Origin of the sequence: Bradyrhizobium sp. HKCCYLRH3061, assembly GCF_051168015.1 — a bacterium.
In the GTDB taxonomy this organism is placed as follows: Bacteria; Pseudomonadota; Alphaproteobacteria; order Rhizobiales; family Xanthobacteraceae; genus Bradyrhizobium.
The window spans coordinates 104,997-125,767 of record NZ_JBNPUE010000010.1; the positions used below are offsets into that span (position 1 = coordinate 104,997).

General features: G+C 65.3%; 19 protein-coding genes. 14 read left to right on the forward strand and 5 right to left on the reverse strand.

Annotation, left to right across the window (positions count from 1 at the left end):
- Positions 1–4: 4 nt before the first annotated feature.
- The 12 genes from ACQR2C_RS17815 (at position 5) to ACQR2C_RS17870 (ending at position 9,250) form a co-directional block, all read left to right on the forward strand.
- Complete coding sequence (locus ACQR2C_RS17815) at positions 5–1,450, forward strand: aldehyde dehydrogenase family protein (protein ID WP_316218017.1); 1,446 nt, start codon at positions 5–7, stop codon at positions 1,448–1,450.
- The gene (locus ACQR2C_RS17820; protein ID WP_315804571.1) at positions 1,450–2,064 is read left to right on the forward strand and encodes an HD domain-containing protein; all 615 of its coding nucleotides are present in this window, start codon (positions 1,450–1,452) and stop codon (positions 2,062–2,064) included. The genes ACQR2C_RS17815 and ACQR2C_RS17820 overlap by 1 nt, the downstream gene beginning before the upstream one ends.
- Entirely contained in the window at positions 2,061–2,822 is a 762-nt protein-coding gene (locus ACQR2C_RS17825) for an SDR family NAD(P)-dependent oxidoreductase (protein ID WP_434881743.1), read from the forward strand. Before ACQR2C_RS17820 ends, ACQR2C_RS17825 begins: the two co-directional genes overlap by 4 nt.
- A 14-nt stretch (positions 2,823–2,836) precedes the next feature.
- A complete protein-coding gene (locus ACQR2C_RS17830; protein ID WP_434881744.1) occupies positions 2,837–3,160 on the forward strand; it encodes a 2Fe-2S iron-sulfur cluster-binding protein in 324 nt (107 codons plus the stop codon).
- Between the two features lie 426 nt (positions 3,161–3,586).
- Positions 3,587–5,071, forward strand: coding sequence for an aromatic/alkene/methane monooxygenase hydroxylase/oxygenase subunit alpha (locus ACQR2C_RS17835; RefSeq protein WP_316181166.1), 1,485 nt, complete (start codon positions 3,587–3,589; stop codon positions 5,069–5,071).
- A 100-nt stretch (positions 5,072–5,171) separates the two neighbouring features.
- A complete protein-coding gene (locus ACQR2C_RS17840) occupies positions 5,172–5,417 on the forward strand; it encodes a toluene-4-monooxygenase system B family protein (RefSeq protein WP_316181165.1) in 246 nt (81 codons plus the stop codon).
- The gene (locus ACQR2C_RS17845) at positions 5,410–5,790 is read left to right on the forward strand and encodes a Rieske 2Fe-2S domain-containing protein (RefSeq protein WP_316181163.1); all 381 of its coding nucleotides are present in this window, start codon (positions 5,410–5,412) and stop codon (positions 5,788–5,790) included. The genes ACQR2C_RS17840 and ACQR2C_RS17845 overlap by 8 nt, the downstream gene beginning before the upstream one ends.
- Positions 5,791–5,799: 9 nt before the next feature.
- Complete coding sequence (locus tag ACQR2C_RS17850) at positions 5,800–6,099, forward strand: MmoB/DmpM family protein (protein ID WP_315716254.1); 300 nt, start codon at positions 5,800–5,802, stop codon at positions 6,097–6,099.
- 21 nt (positions 6,100–6,120) lie between these two features.
- Positions 6,121–7,146 carry an aromatic/alkene monooxygenase hydroxylase subunit beta gene (locus tag ACQR2C_RS17855; RefSeq protein ID WP_316181162.1) on the forward strand — a complete coding sequence of 342 codons (1,026 nt, stop codon included), beginning with the start codon at positions 6,121–6,123 and terminating at the stop codon, positions 7,144–7,146.
- Between the two features lie 57 nt (positions 7,147–7,203).
- Positions 7,204–8,193 (forward strand): 2Fe-2S iron-sulfur cluster binding domain-containing protein, encoded by a 990-nt coding sequence (locus ACQR2C_RS17860; RefSeq protein ID WP_316181160.1) that lies wholly within the window; start codon positions 7,204–7,206, stop codon positions 8,191–8,193.
- A 7-nt stretch (positions 8,194–8,200) separates the two neighbouring features.
- Positions 8,201–8,731, forward strand: a complete 531-nt coding sequence (locus ACQR2C_RS17865; protein ID WP_315804579.1) for a luciferase family protein — start codon at positions 8,201–8,203, stop codon at positions 8,729–8,731.
- Positions 8,732–8,752: 21 nt separating this feature from the next.
- Positions 8,753–9,250, forward strand: a complete 498-nt coding sequence (locus ACQR2C_RS17870; RefSeq protein WP_316181157.1) for a 2Fe-2S iron-sulfur cluster binding domain-containing protein — start codon at positions 8,753–8,755, stop codon at positions 9,248–9,250.
- A 301-nt stretch (positions 9,251–9,551) separates the two neighbouring features.
- On the opposite strand, the gene ACQR2C_RS17875 is transcribed toward ACQR2C_RS17870, so the two are convergent.
- The gene (locus tag ACQR2C_RS17875) at positions 9,552–12,656 is read right to left on the reverse strand and encodes a DEAD/DEAH box helicase (protein WP_434881745.1); all 3,105 of its coding nucleotides are present in this window, start codon (positions 12,654–12,656) and stop codon (positions 9,552–9,554) included.
- 1,310 nt (positions 12,657–13,966) lie between these two features.
- Between ACQR2C_RS17875 and ACQR2C_RS17880 the strand changes: the two genes are divergently transcribed.
- Positions 13,967–14,209 carry a hypothetical protein gene (locus ACQR2C_RS17880; RefSeq protein ID WP_315804587.1) on the forward strand — a complete coding sequence of 81 codons (243 nt, stop codon included), beginning with the start codon at positions 13,967–13,969 and terminating at the stop codon, positions 14,207–14,209.
- Between the two features lie 192 nt (positions 14,210–14,401).
- Here the strand turns inward: ACQR2C_RS17880 and ACQR2C_RS17885 are convergent, their stop codons facing one another.
- The 4 genes from ACQR2C_RS17885 to ACQR2C_RS17900 form a co-directional block, all read right to left on the reverse strand.
- Entirely contained in the window at positions 14,402–14,644 is a 243-nt protein-coding gene (locus ACQR2C_RS17885; RefSeq protein WP_315804588.1) for a hypothetical protein, read from the reverse strand.
- Positions 14,645–14,771: 127 nt separating this feature from the next.
- Positions 14,772–16,004 (reverse strand): MFS transporter, encoded by a 1,233-nt coding sequence (locus ACQR2C_RS17890; protein WP_434881746.1) that lies wholly within the window; start codon positions 16,002–16,004, stop codon positions 14,772–14,774.
- Between the two features lie 726 nt (positions 16,005–16,730).
- Positions 16,731–17,420 (reverse strand): substrate-binding domain-containing protein, encoded by a 690-nt coding sequence (locus ACQR2C_RS17895; RefSeq protein WP_434838035.1) that lies wholly within the window; start codon positions 17,418–17,420, stop codon positions 16,731–16,733.
- 218 nt (positions 17,421–17,638) lie between these two features.
- Positions 17,639–19,675 (reverse strand): NAD(+) synthase, encoded by a 2,037-nt coding sequence (locus ACQR2C_RS17900; RefSeq protein WP_434847128.1) that lies wholly within the window; start codon positions 19,673–19,675, stop codon positions 17,639–17,641.
- 188 nt (positions 19,676–19,863) lie between these two features.
- Here ACQR2C_RS17900 and ACQR2C_RS17905 point away from each other — a divergent pair, with 188 nt between their 5' ends.
- Entirely contained in the window at positions 19,864–20,715 is an 852-nt protein-coding gene (locus ACQR2C_RS17905; RefSeq protein ID WP_434847127.1) for an NAD-dependent epimerase/dehydratase family protein, read from the forward strand.
- Positions 20,716–20,771: the final 56 nt, after the last annotated feature.

The window sequence follows — 20,771 nt, forward strand, 5'->3', positions numbered from 1 at the left end:
GGACATGGACATGTTCATCGGCGGCCGCAGGGTTGCAGCCCAAGGCGGCGCGACCTTCGACGTCGTCGATCCGGCAACGGGCGAGACGATCGACAGCGTTCCGGAGGCCGGGCCCGCGGATGTCGATGCCGCGATCCACGCAGCCGAGATCGCATTCCAATCGTGGAAAACGACGCCCGTGGCAGAGCGCGCCCGCCTGCAGAAGAACGCGGCGCGGCTGATGCGCGAGAGTGCCGGTGAGGTCGGCCGCCTGCTGACCAGGGAGCTTGGCCGTCCGCTGGCGGGAGCCATCAGCGAAATTCAGCGCTCGGCCGAACTGCTCGACGTCTACGCCGAGGAAGGCCTGCGCCTGCACGCCGAGATGCCGCTGACGGGTGTGGCCGGCGAAAAGATCGTCATCACCCGCGAGCCGGTCGGCGTCGTCGTCGCGATCACGCCCTTCAACTATCCGGTGACGCTGCTCTGCTTCAAGCTCGGCGCCGCACTGATGGCCGGCTGCACCGTCGTCGCCAAGCCTGCCGAGGACACGCCGCTGTCGACACTGCGGCTCGCCGAGATCTTCCATGCCGCCGGCTTTGCCGAGGGCTGCTTCAATGTCGTCACCGGCCGCGGCCCCGACCTCGGCATGCAGATGATCGCGCATCCGACACCGCGCAAGATTGCGTTCACCGGCGGCACCCGGGCTGGCAAGGCGATTGCCGCTGCAGCCGCAGGAACGATGAAGCGGATCACGCTCGAGCTCGGTGGCCAGTGCCCGGCCATCGTCTGCGCCGACGCCGATATCGGCGCAGCGGCCGCTGCGATCGCCCGTCACGCGTTCGCCAATTCCGGCCAGTTCTGCTACCGCGTCAATCGCGTCTATGTCGAGCGCCCCATCTACGCGGCCTTTCTCGCTGCGCTCGCCGACAAGGTCGCGCAGCTCGACGTCGGCAACGGGCTGACCTCGAATTGCGCACTCGGACCTGTTGTCAACGAGAAGATCTACCGCAACAGCGAGCGGCAGATCGCCGATGCCCGTGCCAATGGCGCAACCGTGCTGACCGGCGGTGCCCGGTTGACGGGCGGACTCTACGACAAGGGCTGGTTCCTGCCGCCGACCGTGATCGCCGATGCGCCCCCCTCCGCGCTCGTCATGACCGAGGAAACGTTCGGTCCTGTGCTTGGTGTCGCCCCATTCGACGAACGCAGCGAGGCGCTGCGGCTCGCAAATGCGACAGTCTATGGACTGGCCGCCTTCGTGTTCTCGCGCAACCTGGCGACAGGACTGACCTTGGCCGAGCGCCTCGAAGCCGGCTCCGTGTGGGTCAACGACATCCAGCGCTCGAACCAGCGCGCGCCGTTCGGCGGCATGAAGCAGAGCGGGATCGGCCGCGAGAAGGGCCGCTACGGTATCGAGGACTATCTCGAATACAAGACCATCTATCTCACCTACGACGCGGAGCTGCGGTGATGCATTTTCTGCGCGACCAGGATTGGCCGGTCTGGCTCGCGGCGCGGCCGTGGCTCGACGTGCGCTCCAACGACGAGCATACGCTGATCTCCTATCGTCTCGGCCAGGCGCTGTTGCGGATCCATCCCGAAGCGGACGCCTCCGTGGTGCTGCCGGCGATCCTCATGCACGACGTCGGCTGGAAGAAATTCCCGCCCGAGCAGCTCGCCGCCGCCGTCGGTCCCAATCCCAGATATCCCGAGCTGCAGCGCGCCCACGAGATCGAGGGCGTGAAGATCGCGGCCGAATCGTTCGCACGGCTGGCGATTCCAGGGCTGCAGGTGGAGACCATCCTGGCGATCATCGACGGCCACGACACCCGCAAGAAGGCGATCTCGCACGAGGATGCGCTGATGAAGGACGCCGACAAGCTGTGGCGCTTCACCGGCCATGGGGTCGCGACGATCGGCGGCTGGTTCGATACGCCGCCGAAGGAGACGCTCGCGATGCTGGAAAGCTTCGTGCTGCCGTCGATGCTGACCGAGGCCGGCACCACCATGGCCCAGGCACTGATCGCCGAGGGCACAGCGTCTGCCTTCATGACGGATCTGCTGCACATCGAGGCTTCAGCATGAGTGCGTTCCAGCTGCATGGGAAACGTGTGGTCGTCACCGGCGCCGCCGGTGGGCTGGGCCGCGGCTTCGCGCTCGCCTTCGCTGCGGCCGGCGCCGAGGTCGTGGCCGCCGACATCCGTCTCGGCGGCGCCGAGGACACCGCGCGGCTGATCCGCGACCGCGGCCACAAGGCGCACGCCGCCGAGGTCGACGTTGCCAACGAGACGTCCACCACGGCGCTGGCGCAATTCGCGCTTGCGCGCATGGGCGGCCTCGACGTGCTGGTCAACAATGCCGCGATCTATGCCGGGCTCGCGCGTCGCGGCTTCGAGGCGATCCCCGAAGCCGAGTGGGACCAGGTCATGCGCGTCAACGTCAAGGGCGTGTGGATGATGAGCAAGGCGGCCGCGCCGCTCATGCGGCGCGCCGGCGGCGGCGCGATCGTCAACGTGTCGTCGGCGACCGTCATGAGCGGATCACCGATGTGGCTTCACTACGTGTCATCGAAAGGCGCCGTCATCGCGATGACCCGTGCGCTGGCGCGCGAGCTCGGCGACGACAAGATCACTGTCAACGTCATCGCGCCGGGCTTCACGCTCACCGAGGCCAGCCTCGGCCTGATCGAGAACGCCGCCGAATATGGCGTGTCCCGCGGCGCCCTGAAGCGCGCGGCCGATGTCGACGACATGGTCGGCGGTGCACTGTTCTTCGCGTCACACGCCGCGGCCTTCATCACCGGCCAGACCCTGATCGTCGACGGCGGCCGGCAGTTCAACTAGGGACCCGAAGATTCATGCCCAGGATCACCTTCATCGAGCCCGACGGCACCGTACGGACAGTCGATGCAGAGCTCACCGAAAGCGCCATGCAGGCGGCGAAACGCAACGGCGTCGACGGCATCATCGGCGAATGCGGCGGCTCCTGCATCTGTGCCACCTGCCATTGTCACGTCGACAAGGCCTGGCTCGACCGTGTCGGCCCCGCCGGTGACATCGAGGCCGACCTGCTCGAATTCGAGGCCGCCGACGTGCGCCCGGAGAGCCGCCTGGCGTGCCAGATTTCGATCACCGATAAGCTCGACGGTCTGGTGCTTCAGGTCGTCGGCCCCGGCCGTTGAACGGCCGGAGAGTTGCACCGGTCTTTGATCCCGCCGCACGCATCATCGGCAGCGGGACGATGACGGGCATCGAGCTGCTCGCTTGAACAGATCGGCCCGCTTGGTCGATACGGCCGCGCCGATCCTCGCCGCCGCCTTCCCTTCGCATTGCATCATCTCGTCACCTGCGTAGCAGCAGGAATGCGGTCGCCTGCGCTCCCGATCGCGCCCGAATACACTCGATGTTCGTGCGCATCCGCGACCTAAAGAAAAACCAAAGAATGCGTCCTACACTGGATCGTACAACATCGCGCGACGATCTATCAGGTCCAACCGCCTGACTCGTACGCCATCGCCACGCGCCGCACAACGTTCGCCCATCAAGGGCGGCAGCGGACCGCAACGAAGAGCAACGAACGCGATCACATAGCTCGGGAGGAGCAACGCATGCCGAAGCTGCAGCGGCGGGACTATTACGACACGGCCCGCGACATGAACTGGGCTTTCTCCTACGTCAGCGAGGACGAGGTCTTTCCAGAGGAGCTATCCAAGAGCTTCGGCATCCACGGCGAGGAATGGTGGGTCTGGGACGAGCCGTACAAGCTGACCTATCGCGAATACGTCCACAACCAGGCCGGCAAGGACGACGGCATCTACTCGATCCGCTCGACGATCGCGCGCTCCAATCTGTACGACAATCTCGACGCCGGCTGGAAGTCGGCGATCAAGGCGCATTACGGCGCGATCCCGGTTCCGGAATATTTCGCCTCGATCGGCGAGGCGCGCATGGCACGGTTCGGCCGCGCCGCAGCCTGGCGCAACATGGCCGCGTTCGGGACGCTCGACGAATGCCGCCACGGCCAGGCGCAGATCTACTTCCCCTATTGCCTGCTCGGAAAGGACCCGCAGTTCGACTGGGCCCACAAGGCGATGCATACCAACGAATGGGGCGTGATCGCGGCGCGCAGCCTGTTCGACGACATGTTCACCGCCAACGACGCGGTGTCGACGGCGATCCAGCTGACCTTCACCTTCGAGACCGGCTTCACCAATCTGCAGTTCCTCGGCATGGCGTCCGACGCGCTGCATGTTGGCGACATCGAGTTCGGCGCGCTGATCTCCTCGATCCAGACCGACGAGGCGCGGCATTCGCAGCAGGGTGAGCCGACGCTGAAGATCATGATCCAGAACGGCAAGAAGGCCGAGGCGCAGAAAATGGTCGACCAGATGTTCTGGCGGTCGTGGAAGCTGTTCGCGTTGCTGACCGGCATCTCCATGGATTACTACACGCCGCTGGAAAGCCGGACGATGTCGTTCAAGGAGTTCATGCAGGACTGGATCTGCCGGCAGTTCATGGACCAGTTCAAGGACCTCGGCATGAACGTGCCATGGTACTGGGAGGAGCACTTCCTGCCGGAGCTGGACTGGGTCCATCACGCCTATCACATGGGCGTCTGGTTCTGGCGGCCGACGGTGTGGTGGAATCCCGACGCCGGCGTGTCCGCCGCCGAGCGCGACTGGCTCGAGCAGAAGTATCCCGGCTGGAACGATCGATTCGGCAAGCTGTGGGATGTAATCGGCGACAATGTCCGCACCGGCCGGATCGAGAAGACCTATCCGGCGACGCTGCCGATCGTCTGCAACTGCTGCCACATCCCGATCTGCAGCCCGAGCATCGGCCAGGCGCCGCGGATCACCACGCATAATGGACGCAAGCTGAACTTCTGCTGCGAAGTCTGCGAATGGGTGTGGAAGAGCCAGCCCGAACGTTACGACACCCATCTCTCCGTCGTTGACCGCTTCCTGGCCGGCCATATCCAGCCACCGACCCTGGAAGGCGCCCTGCAATATATGGGCATCACCCCCGATGTCGCCGGCAACGATGCCCAAGCCTATGCCTGGGATGGCGCGTCGCGGCTCGCGGCGGAGTGACCCGGCCGCGACGGACGGCCAGCACGGAAAGGGGCGCCGCTCGCGAGCGACGTCTCCAATCGAAAAGACCACCGACATAACAACAATCCGGGAGGCACACATGGCCCTGTTTCCGCTCCAAGCCAATTTCCGCGGCGACTTCGTCGTCCTGCTGATCCCTGTCGACGACGGCGACGACATGAGCATCGTGGCAGACAAGGTCGCACAGCACGCGGTCGGACTTCGCGTCGCCGAGCAGAAGGCACCAAAATGCGTCTACTACAACGGTCGCGAGCTGCCGTCGGCGATGACGGTGGCGCAATCCGGCATCGCGCCGATGGATTGGATCGAGGTGGCCTATGTCTGACGATGCCGACGTGACATGGACGCAGGTCGCAACGCTGGACGATCTTTGGGAAGGCGATTTCATCGGCGTCGAGGTCGACGGCGAGGAAGTGATCGTGATGCATCTGCCCGGCGGCGACTTGCGCTGCTTCCAGGGCATGTGCCCGCACCAGGAGATCCTGCTGGCGGACGGCAAGGTCGATTTCGAATCCGGCACCATCACATGTTCGGCCCATGAATGGGAATTCAGCATGGATGACGGCCGCGGCCTCAACCCGCGCGACTGCCGCCTCTTTCGCTACGCCGTGAAGAAAGACGGTGAAGCCATTCTGGTTGGCGTGCCGAATGACGGCCGGCTGCGCCGCCTCCGTCACAAGACCGAGCAGGACGCATAGGACAAGCCCATGACCACGACAGCAGCTCCGAAACTGGTCGGCCCCGTCATCAGGGGCGTCGACGAGGACATCATCGACGCCGTGATCGCGGCGAGCGAGCAGGACAATCCGGACGTCGAGATCGTCATCGAGGACCGCGGCGGCTACGTCCGCGTCCAGGCCGACCGCAACTTCCGCCTGACGCAGAAGAGCATGCAGGCGGCGCTGGGGCGGCCGTTCCGGCTCGCCGAGATCGAGCCGAGCCTGGTGTCGTTCGGCGGACGACTCGAATCGATGGACGACGAGTGGGTCTGGACCATCCACACATAACAAATCCCGGGAGGACACGTCATGACCGCAATGACCGCGAAGCCGGCTGCGCGCAAGCAGAAGAAAACTTGGAGCCTGTGGACCGAGCGCCGGCTGCCGTCGGAATACGAGGCCGTCACCTACAAGTTCCACAGCCACTTTCGCCGCGCGCCGGCGCCATTCGAGCTGTCCGAGAACTGGTCGATCAACCAGTTCTACCTCACCAATCGCGAAGGCTCGAAATTCGCGCTGGACGACTGGGAGGGCTATCGCGATCCCCTCACCTACACCTATCGCCGCTACGTCGGCGATCAGAAGGACCGCGAGGTGTATTGCGACAACCTGATCGACGAGTTCGAGCGCCAGGACAGCTATCGCAAGCTGTCTGCGCCGTGGCTCGACTTCCTCGGCCAGGCCTATCTGCCGGTGCGCTTCCCGGGACACGCGATGCAGATGAGCGCGGCCTATGTCGCGCAGATGGCGCCGTCGGCGTTCGTGACCAACACTTTCTACTTCCAGATGGGCAATGAGATGCGCCGGGTGCAGCGCCAGGCCTATCTGGCCAAGGCGCTCGCGCTCGACACCGGACGCGAGGAGCTCGCCGACAGCGGAATTGCCCGTACCGTCTGGACGCAGGCGCCGCAATGGCAGGGCCTGCGCGAGCTGATCGAGAAGCAGCTGATCGCCTACGATTGGGGCGAGGCGTTCGTGTCCCGCAATCTGGTGCTGCGGCCGATCTTCGATCACGTCTTCAATCGCGAGATCGCCGATCTGGCGCGCACGAACGACGACGACCTGCTGGCGCTGCTGCACGACGACTTCCGCAACTACGATGAAGCCTATGCGGTCGAGACCACCAAGGCCCTGGTGCGCTACGCCACCGGCAAGGTCCCGGAGCACGCGGTTCTGCTGCGGGAGTGGGTCGCGAAGTGGATGCCGCTCGGCGAACGCGCCGCGCGCGGGCTCAGCGAGGCACTTTCGACCGCGCCCGGGGCCGACGGTGCACCGGCGATCCTGGAGCGGACCATGACGACCCAGGCGAGGCTGATCGCGGATTGCGGCTTGTAGTCTGGCAGGCGCGCTCGGCGTGCTGCGCCGACCGCCTGGACTGGAAGGATGGCGTGGATGACCCGACAACTCCGCATCGAGCCCGACGGGGTCGTGATCGACGCGGCCGACCATGACACCATCCTGCAGGCAGCACGACGCCGGGGCATCGCGCTGGCCTACGAATGCGGCTGGGGCAGTTGCGGCGCCTGCAAGGTGACGCTCGTCGACGGTCAGGTCGATCCGATCTTTCCCGGCGCTCCGGCGATGAATCCGCGCGACGCGCGACGCAGCCGCATCCTGGCCTGTCAATCACGCGCGATCTCGGACGTCACGATCGCGCGTGGTCCCGGCGACTGGTCCGCGCCGACGCCGCGATGCGTCGAGCAACAGGCGATCCTGCGCGGCGTCGACGATCTCGCGCCGGAGATCCGCCAGTTCAGCTTCGAGACGGCCGAGCCGATCGACTTCCGGCCCGGTCAGTATGCGATCCTGCATCTCGGCGAAGGGCTACGGCGCTGCTACTCGATGTGCAACCTGCCGGGCAGTAAAGCCCTGCAGTTCATTGCCAAGCGCTACGATGGCGGCAAGGGCAGCAACGCGCTCGCCGCTTTGGCCTCGGGCGCACAGATCACCATCGAGGCGCCATTCGGCGCCTGCACGCTGCGTCGACAGCAGGGACGCAAGGTGTTCGTGGCGGGAGGCACCGGCATCGCGCCGATCCTGGCGATGCTGCGCGAGGCCGCGGAGGCGCGCCTCGATTTCGGATCGCCCGTGGATGTCATCTACGGCGCCCGCACACCGGCGGATCTCGCCGCCGATGACATGCTCGAGACGGCGATCGCGCGCATTCCGCAGGGGCGCTACCTGCCCGTGGTCGAACACGCGCCATCCGACTGGCCGCATGCGGCCGGCTTCGTTACCGATGTCATCCAGAGCGCAGTCCTGGATCACGCGGCGGCCGAGTTCTATGTCGCGGGCCCGCCGGTCATGGTGAACGCGGTCAGATCGCTGCTGCGCGCCGTCGATGTTCCGATCACGCGGGTTCATTATGACAGCTTCGGCTAGAGCAGGCTTGCGCAGTGCTGCACCCGTCTGGGCGATGGCACCGGGACTGCGTCGTCTCGCCACACGTTCCGGCAGCGCACCGCGGCTCGCACCGACATGGCCCTGCCACCAGCTCGACGGCACCTCGCCCGCCGGATACGCCGCACAGCTCGTGTCCTGCACATGCGCGCTGGCCGGGGTCGAAGAGGTGCCGGCGCCGCTGAACGCCGCAGGCCGCGCCTTCGCGCTCGATGACATCCATGCCATGGGCCAGCCGGAGGCCTTCGTGTTCGCGCCGGTGTGGCTCATCGTTCGCCCCGACGGGTCGCTGCACCTGACCTTGCGACCGGAATGGGCGCAGAAGGTCGCGGCCAAAGGCTGGGGCACGGTGCATCCGTTCGCACGCTACATGGCGGGCGCCGTGCCACCGCAGAGCCTCGTGGTCTACGCGCCGCGCGATCGAAGCGAGCTGGCGGTTGCGGCGCGGATCATCGCGGCCGCGCACTGCTACGCCAGCGGCCGCATCGGCGACGTCGCATTGCCCGACAGCCGGTGGTGAGCGATGACGGAGCTCTCGGCCATGACCAATGAAGGCGGCACCAGGCGGTTTCGCATACGGCTGGAACGTCCGGAGGGGACGTTCACATTCGACGCCGCATCCGACGAATATTTGCTGTACAGCATGATCGACGCCAGCATCGAGACCCCCTACATCTGCGAGCAGGGCTGGTGTCTCGCATGCGCCGCGCGCTTGGTGTCGGGCACCGTGGACCGCTCCGATGCGCTGACGGTCTACCCTCAGGACGCTGAAGCCGGCTTTCTGCTGCTGTGTTCGACCAAGCCGTGCTCCGATCTGGTCCTGATGCTCGACGAGCGCCAGACCCGACGGGAGATGATGCAACACCGGATCGAGCACAATCAGCTGGCGCGAGCCTATCCGCCCGGCGCACGTCTCCGGTTTCGCCGCGGACGCGCTACCGCGCGGGTCGACGCGTGCACCCGTTCAGCAACAGGAACTCGAACAGACGAGCCGGCGACATCCGCTCAGATGGGGCTGATTGGGCCAAAACCCAAATAGCGTCCTTCTGCATATTATGAGGACTGGTGGTCACCAAAGCCGCAAAAAGGTGAAGCTGGTTCTGTCGCTGACTCATTCGTTTGTTGGGATCCGGGCTGGGTCGGCCGCCAGCGCAGCTTTGAACTTGAACGATCCACCGCATCCGACCGGCCGGTTCAGAACAGCTCGAACGATCGTCTCTGTGTCCCGCAACACGGGTTCTCTCAATCGTTCTTGCCAAGAGTGAAGCGCCATCGCTTTCATTTCGGGGCCCCCGAGGAGGGCACACAACATCGCTTCAAGTTGAGTGACGAATCCCTCGTCATTCGTCCAACAGATCCAAGAACTGCTCGACCCTTCGTAAAGCAGGTTCATCGCTGCGCCCGGGGTAGACGACGCGATCGCCCTCGCGCTGCAGCGACCGTGAGCGTGACTTCTTGATCCTCCCTGCGAGCATCGTTGCGGCAATTGCATCCGGACCGACATCGAGACGCATGATCCCCCGTTGCCTGCAACTTACCCTGAGCTTGGCGACAGCAAAGAAATTGCTGGCCTCGGATGGCAGCTTGCCGAATCGACGGTGCGTTTCATCCTCGAGCTCCTCCAGATCGTCATCACTCCGGCACCGAGCGGCTCGAGCGTAGATCTCCAGCCTGACCGCCTCCGATTGCACATAGCTCGAGGGAAGCAGCTCAGGGATGGGAAGATTCAACTCAGGGATCCAGAGCGCGGACATTCCATCGCGGTCTCCCTCCAGGGCAAGCGTCAGAAGGTGGCCGTAAAGCGTCGGTCCGAACACCTGCGTGTGGCCGGATTGTCGATCGGAGCGAAGGTCGCCACCACCGCGCAGGTCGAGGTCGCGAGCGCTGATCGCGAAGCCAGCGCCCGGACGACTCAATTCCTCAAGAGCGGAAAGCCGTTTTTCCGAGCGTTCGGAGCCGCCTTCCGTCAGGAAATGCGCAAACGCCCGGATGCCGCCCCGTCCTACTCGCCCCCTGAGCTGATGCAATTGTGCCAGGCCGAATTTTTCCGGCCAGCACACAACGATGGTATTTGCACGTGGGATGTCGAGGCCACTTTCCACGATGTTGGTTGCAAGTAGTACATCGGCACGACCTTCGACGAACCCCATCAACCTCTCGTCGATCTCGTCGGTTGGCAACTTGCCGTGAATGGTCATGATACGTAGTTCCGGCGCCAGCGCGTGGATCCTGGCGAGCATGGGATCGAGATCCTGGATCCGCGGACAAATGACGAAACTCTGACCGTTACGTCTGTGCTCACGAACCAGGGCAGCGGCGATCGCGATGTCCGAGAGCGGTGCCACCTTGGTGGCAACCGGAACACGATGGATCGGCGGGGTTGCGATCACGCTGAGGTCCCGCAAGCCCGTCAAGCCCGCTGCAAGTGTGCGGGGGATCGGTGTCGCACTCATCCAGAGCCGATGGCCGTTCTTATTGAGGCCCGACAGCATGGCTTTCTCAGCAGCGCCGAAATGCTGCTCCTCGTCAATAATGATCAGACCAAGGTCGGCAAATCTCACCTCCTTGGATGCGAGCGAGAGGGTCCCGACGACGATCCTGAGTTCTCCGCTCTTGAGGCCCTCCCTGACCTTTCGCGCTTCGGCGGTCGAGGCAACCCGCGACAGGTTTCCAACATCGATGCCAAGAGGCGCAAAGCGCTTGCGAAAGGTTTCGACATGCTGTCGCGCCAGCACTGTCGTCGGCACGACGATAGCGACCTGCTTTCCGGCCAGCACGGCGGCTGCCGCTGCTCGCAGCGCCACCTCGGTTTTGCCAAAACCGACGTCTCCACAGACGATCCGGTCCATCGGGTGCCCCGATGCAAGATCATCCAGAACGTCGCGGATGGCCTTCGCCTGATCGGGGGTGGTGAAATAGGGAAACCGCGCGACGAACTTCTCATAGACAGCAGGACGCGGCACGAGCTTCGGAGCTGGGCGCCGCCGGCGCTGACTCATCTGCTTGGCCAGCTCCTTTGCGACCACGTGAATTTCCGTCTCGGCAGCCGTTCGCCGCGGCCGCCACGAGCTGCCGTCGGCCTTGTCCAGCGAGGTGTCTCCGAGCTCGGCGGCGTAGGGCCAGATCAGGGCCAATTCTGCGAGAGGGACGAGAACGGCGTCGTTTCCGGCGAATACCAACCTGACCATCTCGCGCGCCGAAAGATCGCCCGCGCCCATGGATCGCAAGCCGCCAAGGCGTGCGAGTCCACGTTGCAGATGAACGACCACGGATCCGAGTTCGGGGAGATCTCCCGAATCGAAGCCGGGCGTCCACGCCCAGTTCGTCGGTTGCGGCTGGTGCGCCCTGCTGCCGAGCACGTCGGCAGCAGTGACGACCACGAGCGGCTTCTTTCCAGGAACGACAAAGCCCGCATCGAAGCCTGCCAGCAACGCAGCCTGCTGCCTGCCCCTTGCGGTCGCCTGCGCCCAATCGGGCACGCATTCGGCCTTGATGGCGCTCATCCGGGCCATCACACGCAAATCCGCTTCGACCGCAGCGACGAAGAGCACACGTGCGCTGCCGCGCTGGGCTTCCTCGATAAATGCACGGAGGGCCTTCCGCGGAGAGGCTGCCTTGTAGAACTCTGGCGTCGCACGATACGGAGTGGTTGGCGGCAAGACAGTGATCTTCTTCGCCGTCAGCTCCCATTCGCGCCGGCTGAGATAGGCACGGTCACGCTCACTGCGGGCGGCCGCATCGTCGATCGTGCTCAACCAGGTCTCGGCGTGCCTGGGCACGGTGCTGTCGGCGATCCATTTGGCGCGCGCACAATAGTCCAATAGGCTGGACCTTCTTCGCGCCCGGCCCGTGAACGCCAGCCGCTCGGACATCGGGTCAATCAGGAGCTCCTTCGCTTCGGAAATCACCTCCTGGTCTATCGGATTGATCGCTGCAATACGCCGGATTCTCCCTCCGGAATGCTCGATCCTAAAAGGTCCGAGCGCGCCGGCAGGGAATATCTCGAAGGTGTTGCCGTGAAATAAAACTCCACCGGGATAATCCGGACTGTCGTCCAGGTCGTACCCGAGAGCTGTCAGACGGGCCTCAAGGTCTTCCTCGGAAAAGACGGCCCCGGTCCGAAGTGGAAATCCGATACGAGACCAGTTCGCAGGCAACGGCAGGAGTTCCATTATGGCCTCCACCGTCGTGATCAGCAGGATCGGCTTCTTTGCCCTGGCAAGGCGTCTCAAGACGGAGCTCCGCCGACCCGCGATATCACGTGACGGCTCAAGCTGATCGAACGGAAGCGTGTTCAAACGGGGATAGACGAGCACATCACAAGCCGGCTCGATAACTGGGATGATCGAACCCAACAGCTCGGCTCGGCTCTCATTTTCGGCGAGGAACACAAGTCCGCCTCGGCCCGAGGCACGCCATTGCGCAGTAAGATACAGCGCCAACATGCCCAATGGAGACGAGGAGGAAATGCCGGTCCGAATCGGAGGCTTCGTTGTTGTCGTAACAGATGTCTTCTTCCGCAGGGCGACCTTTGGTGACGCGGAGCGCTTTGCTGATGTGTTCTTGCGCGGCGTTGAGCCACGGGGCGTACGAAGAGCAGTGGTCACTGAATTCTCGTGCTGAATTGACGAATGCGATGCAAGCCTGCGAATCTCTGTCGAGCTTTAGCGGATTCGACGGCTTCAAGGGATCCAAACTTCGGAGTGTCGATCACCGTTCTCCCCTTAAGTGCGACGGTGTCACCGACCAGCACCATCGTCGCGCTCCACGTGGGCAGACTGGGGTGTGATTTCAACTATGACGCAGAGAGATTCGTTCTTGAACGACCATGGCACGAACGCGTTGATAAGCGTGATCGCGGCCTTGGTGACTGCGCTGCACGGAATTTGCGAGCCGGGCTGAGACGGCCTGCGCTGGGGCTAGCCGTCATCAGATTTGAGCAGAGCCGGCGGTTGCTCCATGCCGTAAGCGATGCAGCCTGATCTCTGCCCTTGTGGCTACGGCCTCTGCCGAAGAGGCTCGGGACGCAACGCACGATAACGCACCAGCTTCAGCTTCGGCACAATCAATGCGAACTTATCCGCGCTCAACCTTGAACGGTGCTCCTCGTGCTCGCTCTGCGTTGCTCTTCCCATATCATGAAGGACGCGCTCAGGTAGGGAATGGGTCTCGGCTATTCAAGCTTGCCGGGTCGCGACGCAATATTGGGGCACCGAGCGCCTGCTGTCGCGCGAGAAATTACCGACTTGGGAATGACGCGCGCCGTTCGACCTTCCACCGTAAACGGCAGCACCACGCGATATTCGACCTTCATGCCTTCCGCTTCGGAAGAATCGTGTCGAAGGCGCGCTTGCTCGATCGTCGTCGTTGGACGGTGTAGTGCGGCTTTGTGAGGTGAAGACCTCCAATCGGAATATTGACGTTGCAAAGCTCGCGGACATGGCTCTTCACGTAAGGCCAGCCATCCGACCCTCGCGATTATGGAGCCTCAGTCGGCCAACACAGATCGGCAGCTAGCGGAGGCTACGCCGTTGCTGAAAGGTTTGGGTGTTGACGCAGAAGTAATGACCGGTCAATCCGTGTCCCAATTCCAGCACTGTCACCTCTAAATCCCCCATCAGCCATCCGCTCGTATCGCCGCGGCTGTTTGACAGTTCTCCCCGCTTTCGTCCGTTTCGCGCCGCAGCGTTGCCAACAGGGCGAATTGAGCGCAGGCTCCTCCGCATGCGCAGAAGTCGCATCAGGGGAGAGACGCATGAAGGAACCGGGCCTCGACGGCCGTCATCGGGACAAGGACGGCGAGATCAGCCGGAAGCATGGCAATACGCTGGTCGGCACGCTGCGCAAGATCTATGGCAAATCGTTCGCGGCGGGCTATCCGGATTCGACGAAGCTCAGTGACGTGCTGCTTCAGCTCAACGAGACGTCGCTGAGCCAGTTGCGCCGGGACCACGGCACCGGGCATTTGGATCACAAGATCAAGGAAGCTTCGAAGTGATCGGGTTTTGCTGATCGGGATTCGTCGCCCGATTGGCGAGGCCGATTGGTTCGCAAGGTTTGTTCGCTCCCGCGGCTTCGTGCCGTCCGGCCACGTGGAGCGCGTCGTCTGCGGCGCTGCGCGGAGCGCCATCGCGCGTCGGAAGCCCGGGCACCGGGCACTCCGACGCGGAATCCGAGGGACGATTCCGTCCTACTTCCCCATGCTCCCCGCCTGGTTCGTGCCTGGGCCGACGTTGCCCTGGCTCGACGAGGTGGAATCGCGGCTGGACTTCATCGCGCCGCCGGTCGCCCGCATGTTGCTGCCGGTGGTCTGCGACGAGGTCGTCGAGGTCGCGGCGCTGTGCTTCTTGGCATGCTTGGCTTGCGCGGCGAGCGGGACGGCAGCGAGGGTGGCGGCGACGAGGGTGGCAATGGCGAGCTGGGTCTTCTTCATGGATCCGATCTCCATCCGGTTGAACCCCACGCTCGCCCAACCCGGCTGCGACATCGCAGTTCCTGCCGGTGGATCAAGCGTTGTTGTCCGATTCCGACAGCGCGCGTGAAGGTGCGATGCAGCAGCGTCAGGCCGGCGCCTGCATCGGCACGGCGCCAAGCTGCGACGCCGGCTTGGGAAACGGCCGGAATGTCATCATCATCATGACAGCGCCGAGGCCCATCACCCACGAGCCGACATAGAGCCAGGTGTAGCTGGCAAAGCTGTCGTAGATCAGGCCGCCGGCCAGCGGGCCGGTCGCCATGCCGAGGCTGCCGGCCATCGCCGTGCCGCCGATCACCGTGCCCATGATGCTCTGCGGAAAGTTGTCGCGCGCGATCGCGGCGTAGAGCGGCATGGTGCCGGCATAGAGGAAGCCGAACGTCGCCGCGACGGCATAGAACGCGGCGAGGTCGCGCACGGCCACGTAGGCGAGCGCGCCGAACGCCTGCGCCAGCAGGCCGAGAACGAGCACACGCTTGGCGCCGAAGCGGTCGCCGAGCAGGCCAAAGGCGATGCGGCCGCCGAGGCCCGCGAGCCCCTCGACGCTGTAGATCGTCACCGCCGCCATCAGCGGGATGCCGCAGGTGACGGCGTAGCTGACGGTGTGGATGATCGGGCCGGAATGGGTGGCGCAGCAGAAGAAGTTGGTGGCGAGCAGGATCAGGAACTGCGGCGAGCGCAGCGCCGCCGCGCGCGTCATCTCAGCCGGCCCGGCGGCCGGATCCGACGCGACGGCGTCGCCGGGCGCTGACGATGGCGGACGGCCCACGAGCAGCGACGTCGGGATCATGATGGCGGCGACGATGGCGGCGATGCACTGCATCGCGGTGCGCCAGTCGTAGCTGGACACGAGCCAGGCCGCGAGCGGCGACATCGTCATCGGCGCGACACCCATGCCGGCCGAGACCAGCGAGACCGCGAGGCTGCGGTGGGTGTCGAACCAGCCGGTGACGGTCGCCATGACCGGCGGGAAGATCGCCGCTGTCGCGATGCCAGCGATCAGTCCGAACAGCAGTTGGAACGCCAGCAGCGAGGACGTCAGGCTTGCCAGCAGCAGGCTGACGGCGAGCAGGACCGATCCGATCAGCAGCACGGGACGCGGGCCGATCCGGTCGGACAGCGTGCCCCAGCCCATGCTGGTGACGGCCATCGCCAGGAAGCCGATGGTCATCGCGCTGGAGATCCCCGCGACCGACCAGCCGGTCTCGGCGGCCATCGGCTTGAGGAACACCGGCAGGGAGAACAGGCCGCCGACCGCGACGCAGCCGAGCACGCCCCCGGCCGCCACGATCACCCAGCGATAGTGCGATGTGATCATTCGTCTCCTCCTCTGCCGTTCGATGACAAGACGAACGGCGCGGGGCTCGGACGACATACGCGCGGACCATTTTTCGTCGCCCCTGGACCGTCGAAGGGATCGGCCGACGCGCGCAACCGGCAGCCGCGCCCCAAGCCGGTGCCGATGCGCTGGTCGCTTCCGATCCGTGCCTACTCCGTCTCGATCTCGGGAAAGGGCGAGTAGACGCGCTTTGCGTCGCAGCTGAGCATCGCGATCTCGCGCCGGCCTTTCAGACCTGCGTGATTCAAGCGCTTGTTGGTGAAGGAAATCGATTCGACCAACCGTCCGCGGGCTGAGCTCCTGTCCAAAAGCACGCGGTCTGGTCATGTAGCGCACGCAGATGCCGACCACGGTTCCACCATTGAGGATGTCACCGAACTCCTTGGCGGGATTCGATATCTGGGCCTTGGTGATGGGCATGCCAGCGTAGTCCGGCCAGGTCTTGAAATCGTTGGCGAGGATCTGACGATAGTCGGCCGGCAGATGCGTCGCCATCGCGGCGGCTTCCGCAGCCTTGTCATTTTCCGCGCTCTGCGTGACGCAGCCGGTCAGCAACGGAGGGATGAGAGATACGAGAGGCCAGCGACGCATGAGTCCTTCCATTCGCTTTCAGCACACGTCCTTCCATAGGGCGCGGCGGGGCGAAGTTCCATGCGGAAGTTGCGAGGCACGTGACGTCCAGGACGATCCTTGCCCCTCGCCGCCTCACACCGGCGTCATGCCGTGCTGGCGCTTGGTTTCGGCGGTCTCGTCGGAGACAAGATATTCGATGAACGCGCGTGCGGCGTCGGTGTGTGCGCCGGCCTTGCACAACGCGGCGGCGAACACGGTGCCCGGCTGCAGCGCGTCCGGCAGCAGACCGACGATGTCGATGCCAGGTGCGCCGAGCATCTCGCTGAGCTGCTGGAAGCCGACATCGACCTCGCCATCGGCGAGCAGCTTGGCCACGGGAATGCCGGGCTTGGCCTGGACCAGGCGCGAGGCGCCATCGCCCTCCAGGCCCCAGTCGCGGACGAGCTTCTGCACATATGTGCCGCTCGGGCCGGTGGAGATGCCGATCGCCTTGGCGTTCTCCATCGCCTTGCGCACGGCGGCTTCGTCGAGCGGATCGGGCTTGGCGCTGCCGGCGCGCACCGCCATCGCCATCGGCGATTCCGCGATCTCGATGATGCTGCCGGGCACGAGGTGGCCGTCGGCCTCGAGCTTCTGCAACGCGTCGGAAGCCAGCACCGCGAAATCGAACGCTTCGCCGGCGCGGATGCGCTTGGCGGCATCGACGCCGCCGACGGATTCGATCGTGATCACCTCGCCGGTCGCCTCCTCATAGGCGGCCGCGAGCTCGGCGAGGATCTGCCTCGTCGCCATCGAGGAAATGCCGGCGGCGGTCACGCTCATGGAGGGGCTCCGTTTGAAGAGGCAATTGCAGCGCCGCAAACTACGCTGCGACGCTTCTTCGGATATGGCAAGCGGGGCAGCGGAGCAAGACGGTGGGAGGCAACAGCGGTTACGGCGAGCGCCGGTGCGCTCCCTCTCCCCGTTCTTACGGGGAGAGGGAGCGCACCGCCCGTGATGCAAAACGGTGCGCCATCAACATGCCACGAGAACTGCGTCCCTCACTTCGGCACGCTCTCCAGGTCCTCCAGCCACGCCGTCGCATTGCCGTCCGACGGCGCGCGCCAGTCGCCGCGGGGCGATAATGCGCCGCCGGCCACCACCTTCGGGCCGTTGGGCATCGCCGAGCGCTTGAACTGGCTGAAGGCGAAGAAGCGCTTGAGGAACACTTCGAGCCACTTCCTGATGTCGCCGAGCGCATAGGCGTTGCGCTTGTCGGGCGGAAAGTGCGGCGGCCAGGCGCCCTCGCCCGCATCCTTCCAGGCGTGATGCGCCATGAAGGCGATCTTCGACGGGCGCATACCGTAGCGCAGCGTATAGAACAGGTTGAAGTCCTGCAGCTCATAGGGGCCGATCGTGGCCTGCGTGCTCTGCGGCGTCTCGCCCTCCTTCACCGGCACCAGCTCCGGCGAGATCTCCGCCGACAGCACCGCCTCAAGCGTGCGGTCGACGTCAGCCGAGAACTGATGCGAGGCGATCACCCAGCGGATGAGATGCTGGATCAGCGTCTTCGGCACGCCGGCATTGACATTGTAGTGCGACATCTGATCGCCGACGCCATAGGTGCACCATCCGAGCGCGAGCTCGGAGAGATCGCCGGTGCCGAGCACGAGGCCGCCGCGGTCGTTGGCGAGGCGGAACAGATAGTCGGTGCGCAGACCGGCCTGCACGTTCTCGAAGGTGACATCGTAGACCTCTTCGCCGCGGCCGAACGGATGGCCGATGTCCTTCAGCATCTGCGTGGCGGCGGGGCGGATGTCGAGCTCGGCGGCACTGACTTGAAGCGAAGACATCAGCGCATGCGCGTAGGACTTGCTCTGCGCGCCCGTGGCAAAGCCCGGCATCGTGTAGGCCAGGATGTTGGTGCGAGGCAGGCCGAGCAGGTCCATCGCCTTGGCGGCGACGATCAGCGCATGCGTGGAATCGAGGCCGCCGGAGACGCCGATCACGATGCGCTTGGTGCCGGTGGCGCGCAGCCGCTGCGTCAGGCCGGCGACCTGGATGTTGTAGGCCTCGTAGCAGTCCTGATCGAGCCGCGCGGCATCGCTCGGCACGAACGGAAAGCGCTCGATGCTGCGCCTGAAGCCGATGTCGCCCTCGGCCGGCTGCAGCTCGAAGCCGATGCGGCGCCAGTGCACGCCGGCGCCTTGCGCGCGCGCATTGTCGTCGAACGTGCCCATCAGCGCGCGCTCCTGGCGCAGCAAATCGAGATCGACGTCGGCGACGATGGTCTGGCCGGTCTGGCGGAAGCGCCCGCTCTCGGCGAGCAGCACGCCGTTCTCGAAGATCGAGGTCTGGCCGTCCCAGGCGAGGTCCGTGGTGGATTCGCCGGCGCCGGCCGCCGCGTAGACATAGGCGGCGAGGCAGCGCGCCGAGGTCGAGCGGCACAAGAGTGAGCGAGACTCGGCGCGGCCGACCGTGATCGGGCTGCCGGAGAGATTGGCGAGCACGGTGGCGCCGGCAAGCGCAAGTTCGGACGCCGGCGTGACAGGGACCCACATGTCCTCGCAGATCTCGACGCCGATCACGAGCCCGGCGACATCGGCGGCGGCGAACAGCAGGTCGGTGCCGAACGGCGCCATGGTCTCGGCGACCTCGATCATCTCGCCGCGGATGCCGGCACCGGAGGCGAAGTGGCGGCCTTCGTAGAACTCGCGATAGGTCGGCAGGTAGCTCTTCGGGATGACGCCCAGCACCTCGCCGCGATGGATCACGACGGCGCAATTGTAGACCCGGTGGGCGAAGCGCAGCGGCGCGCCGACGATCAGCACCGGCATCAGGTCGTGCGAGGCTTCGACGAGGGTGAGCAGCCCGCGCTGCACGGCATCGAGCAGCGGGTCCTGCTTGACCAGGTCCTCGATCGCGTAGCCGGACAGACAGAGCTCCGGAAACACCGCGACCGCCGCGCCCTGATCATGGCAGGCGCGCGCCGCCGCCAGGATCGCCGCCGCGTTGGCGGTCGGGTTGGCGACGCTGGAGACCGTGACGCAGGCGGCGACGCGGGCAAAGCCATGGCGGTAGATCGAATGGAAATTCATCGTGGCAGTCCATCTCCTGTCGCCGGAGCATACGACATGGACCATGACGGGAGCCATAACAAGCGCGGCAGGTCAGCACCGCCCCGCCCGCAGGCTGACTCCGCGCGCGTCATTTGAATTGCGCGGGCCACCCGGCGCCGGGTAACTCGGAGGCTCATCTATTCGCGCAGTGCAGGTGAACGGCATCCATGAACCTCTTCGTCATCGGCTTCGGCTACACCGCCCAGCGCTTCGTCGAGCTCCACCGTGGCGCGTTTGCCCGCATCGGCGGCACGGTGCGCAGCGCCGGCAAGCGCGCGGAGCTGGCGCCTGATGACATCGATCTGTTCGACGGCACGGCGCCTGCCGCCGCGACGCTGGCGAAGACGGCGGACGCCGACGTCGTGCTGATCTCGGTGCCGCCCGGAGGCGGCGACGACCCGGTGCTGGCCGCATTCGGCGACGCGATCACGGCGGGGCGCGCGCGGCGCGTGGTCTATCTCTCGACCGTCGGCGTGTACGGCGACCACCAGGGCCGCTGGATCGACGAGGACACGCCGCTGGCACCCGAGCACGACCGGGTGCAGGCCCGTGTCCGCGTCGAGGCGGAATGGCGCGCTGTCATCGGCGACCGGCTCGCGGTGCTCCGGCTCGGCGGCATCTACGGGCCCGGCCGCAACGCGCTGGTCGAGCTGCAGGCCGGGCGGGCGCGCCGCATCGTCAAGCCGGGCCAGGTGTTCAACCGCATCCATGTCGATGATGCCGCCAGCGCGATCATGGGTGCGATCCGGCACGGACAAGGCGGCGCCTGGAACATCGTGGACGACGAGCCGGCGCCGCCGCAGGACGTCATCGCCTATGCCGCCAGCCTGATGGGCATCGCGCCGCCGCCCGAGCTGCCGTTCGACAGCGCCGAGCTGTCGCCGATGGCGCGCAGCTTCTATGCCAGCAACCGGCGCATCCGGAATATTCGCGCCAGGCAGGAGCTCGGCGTCGGCTTCGCCTACCCGACCTATCGCGCCGGGCTCGACGCGCTGTGGGCCGCCGGCGACGGGCGCTGAGGCAAGATTTTCGCCGCCGGGCGGGAAACCTTTCATGCCACCGGCGATTGCAACGA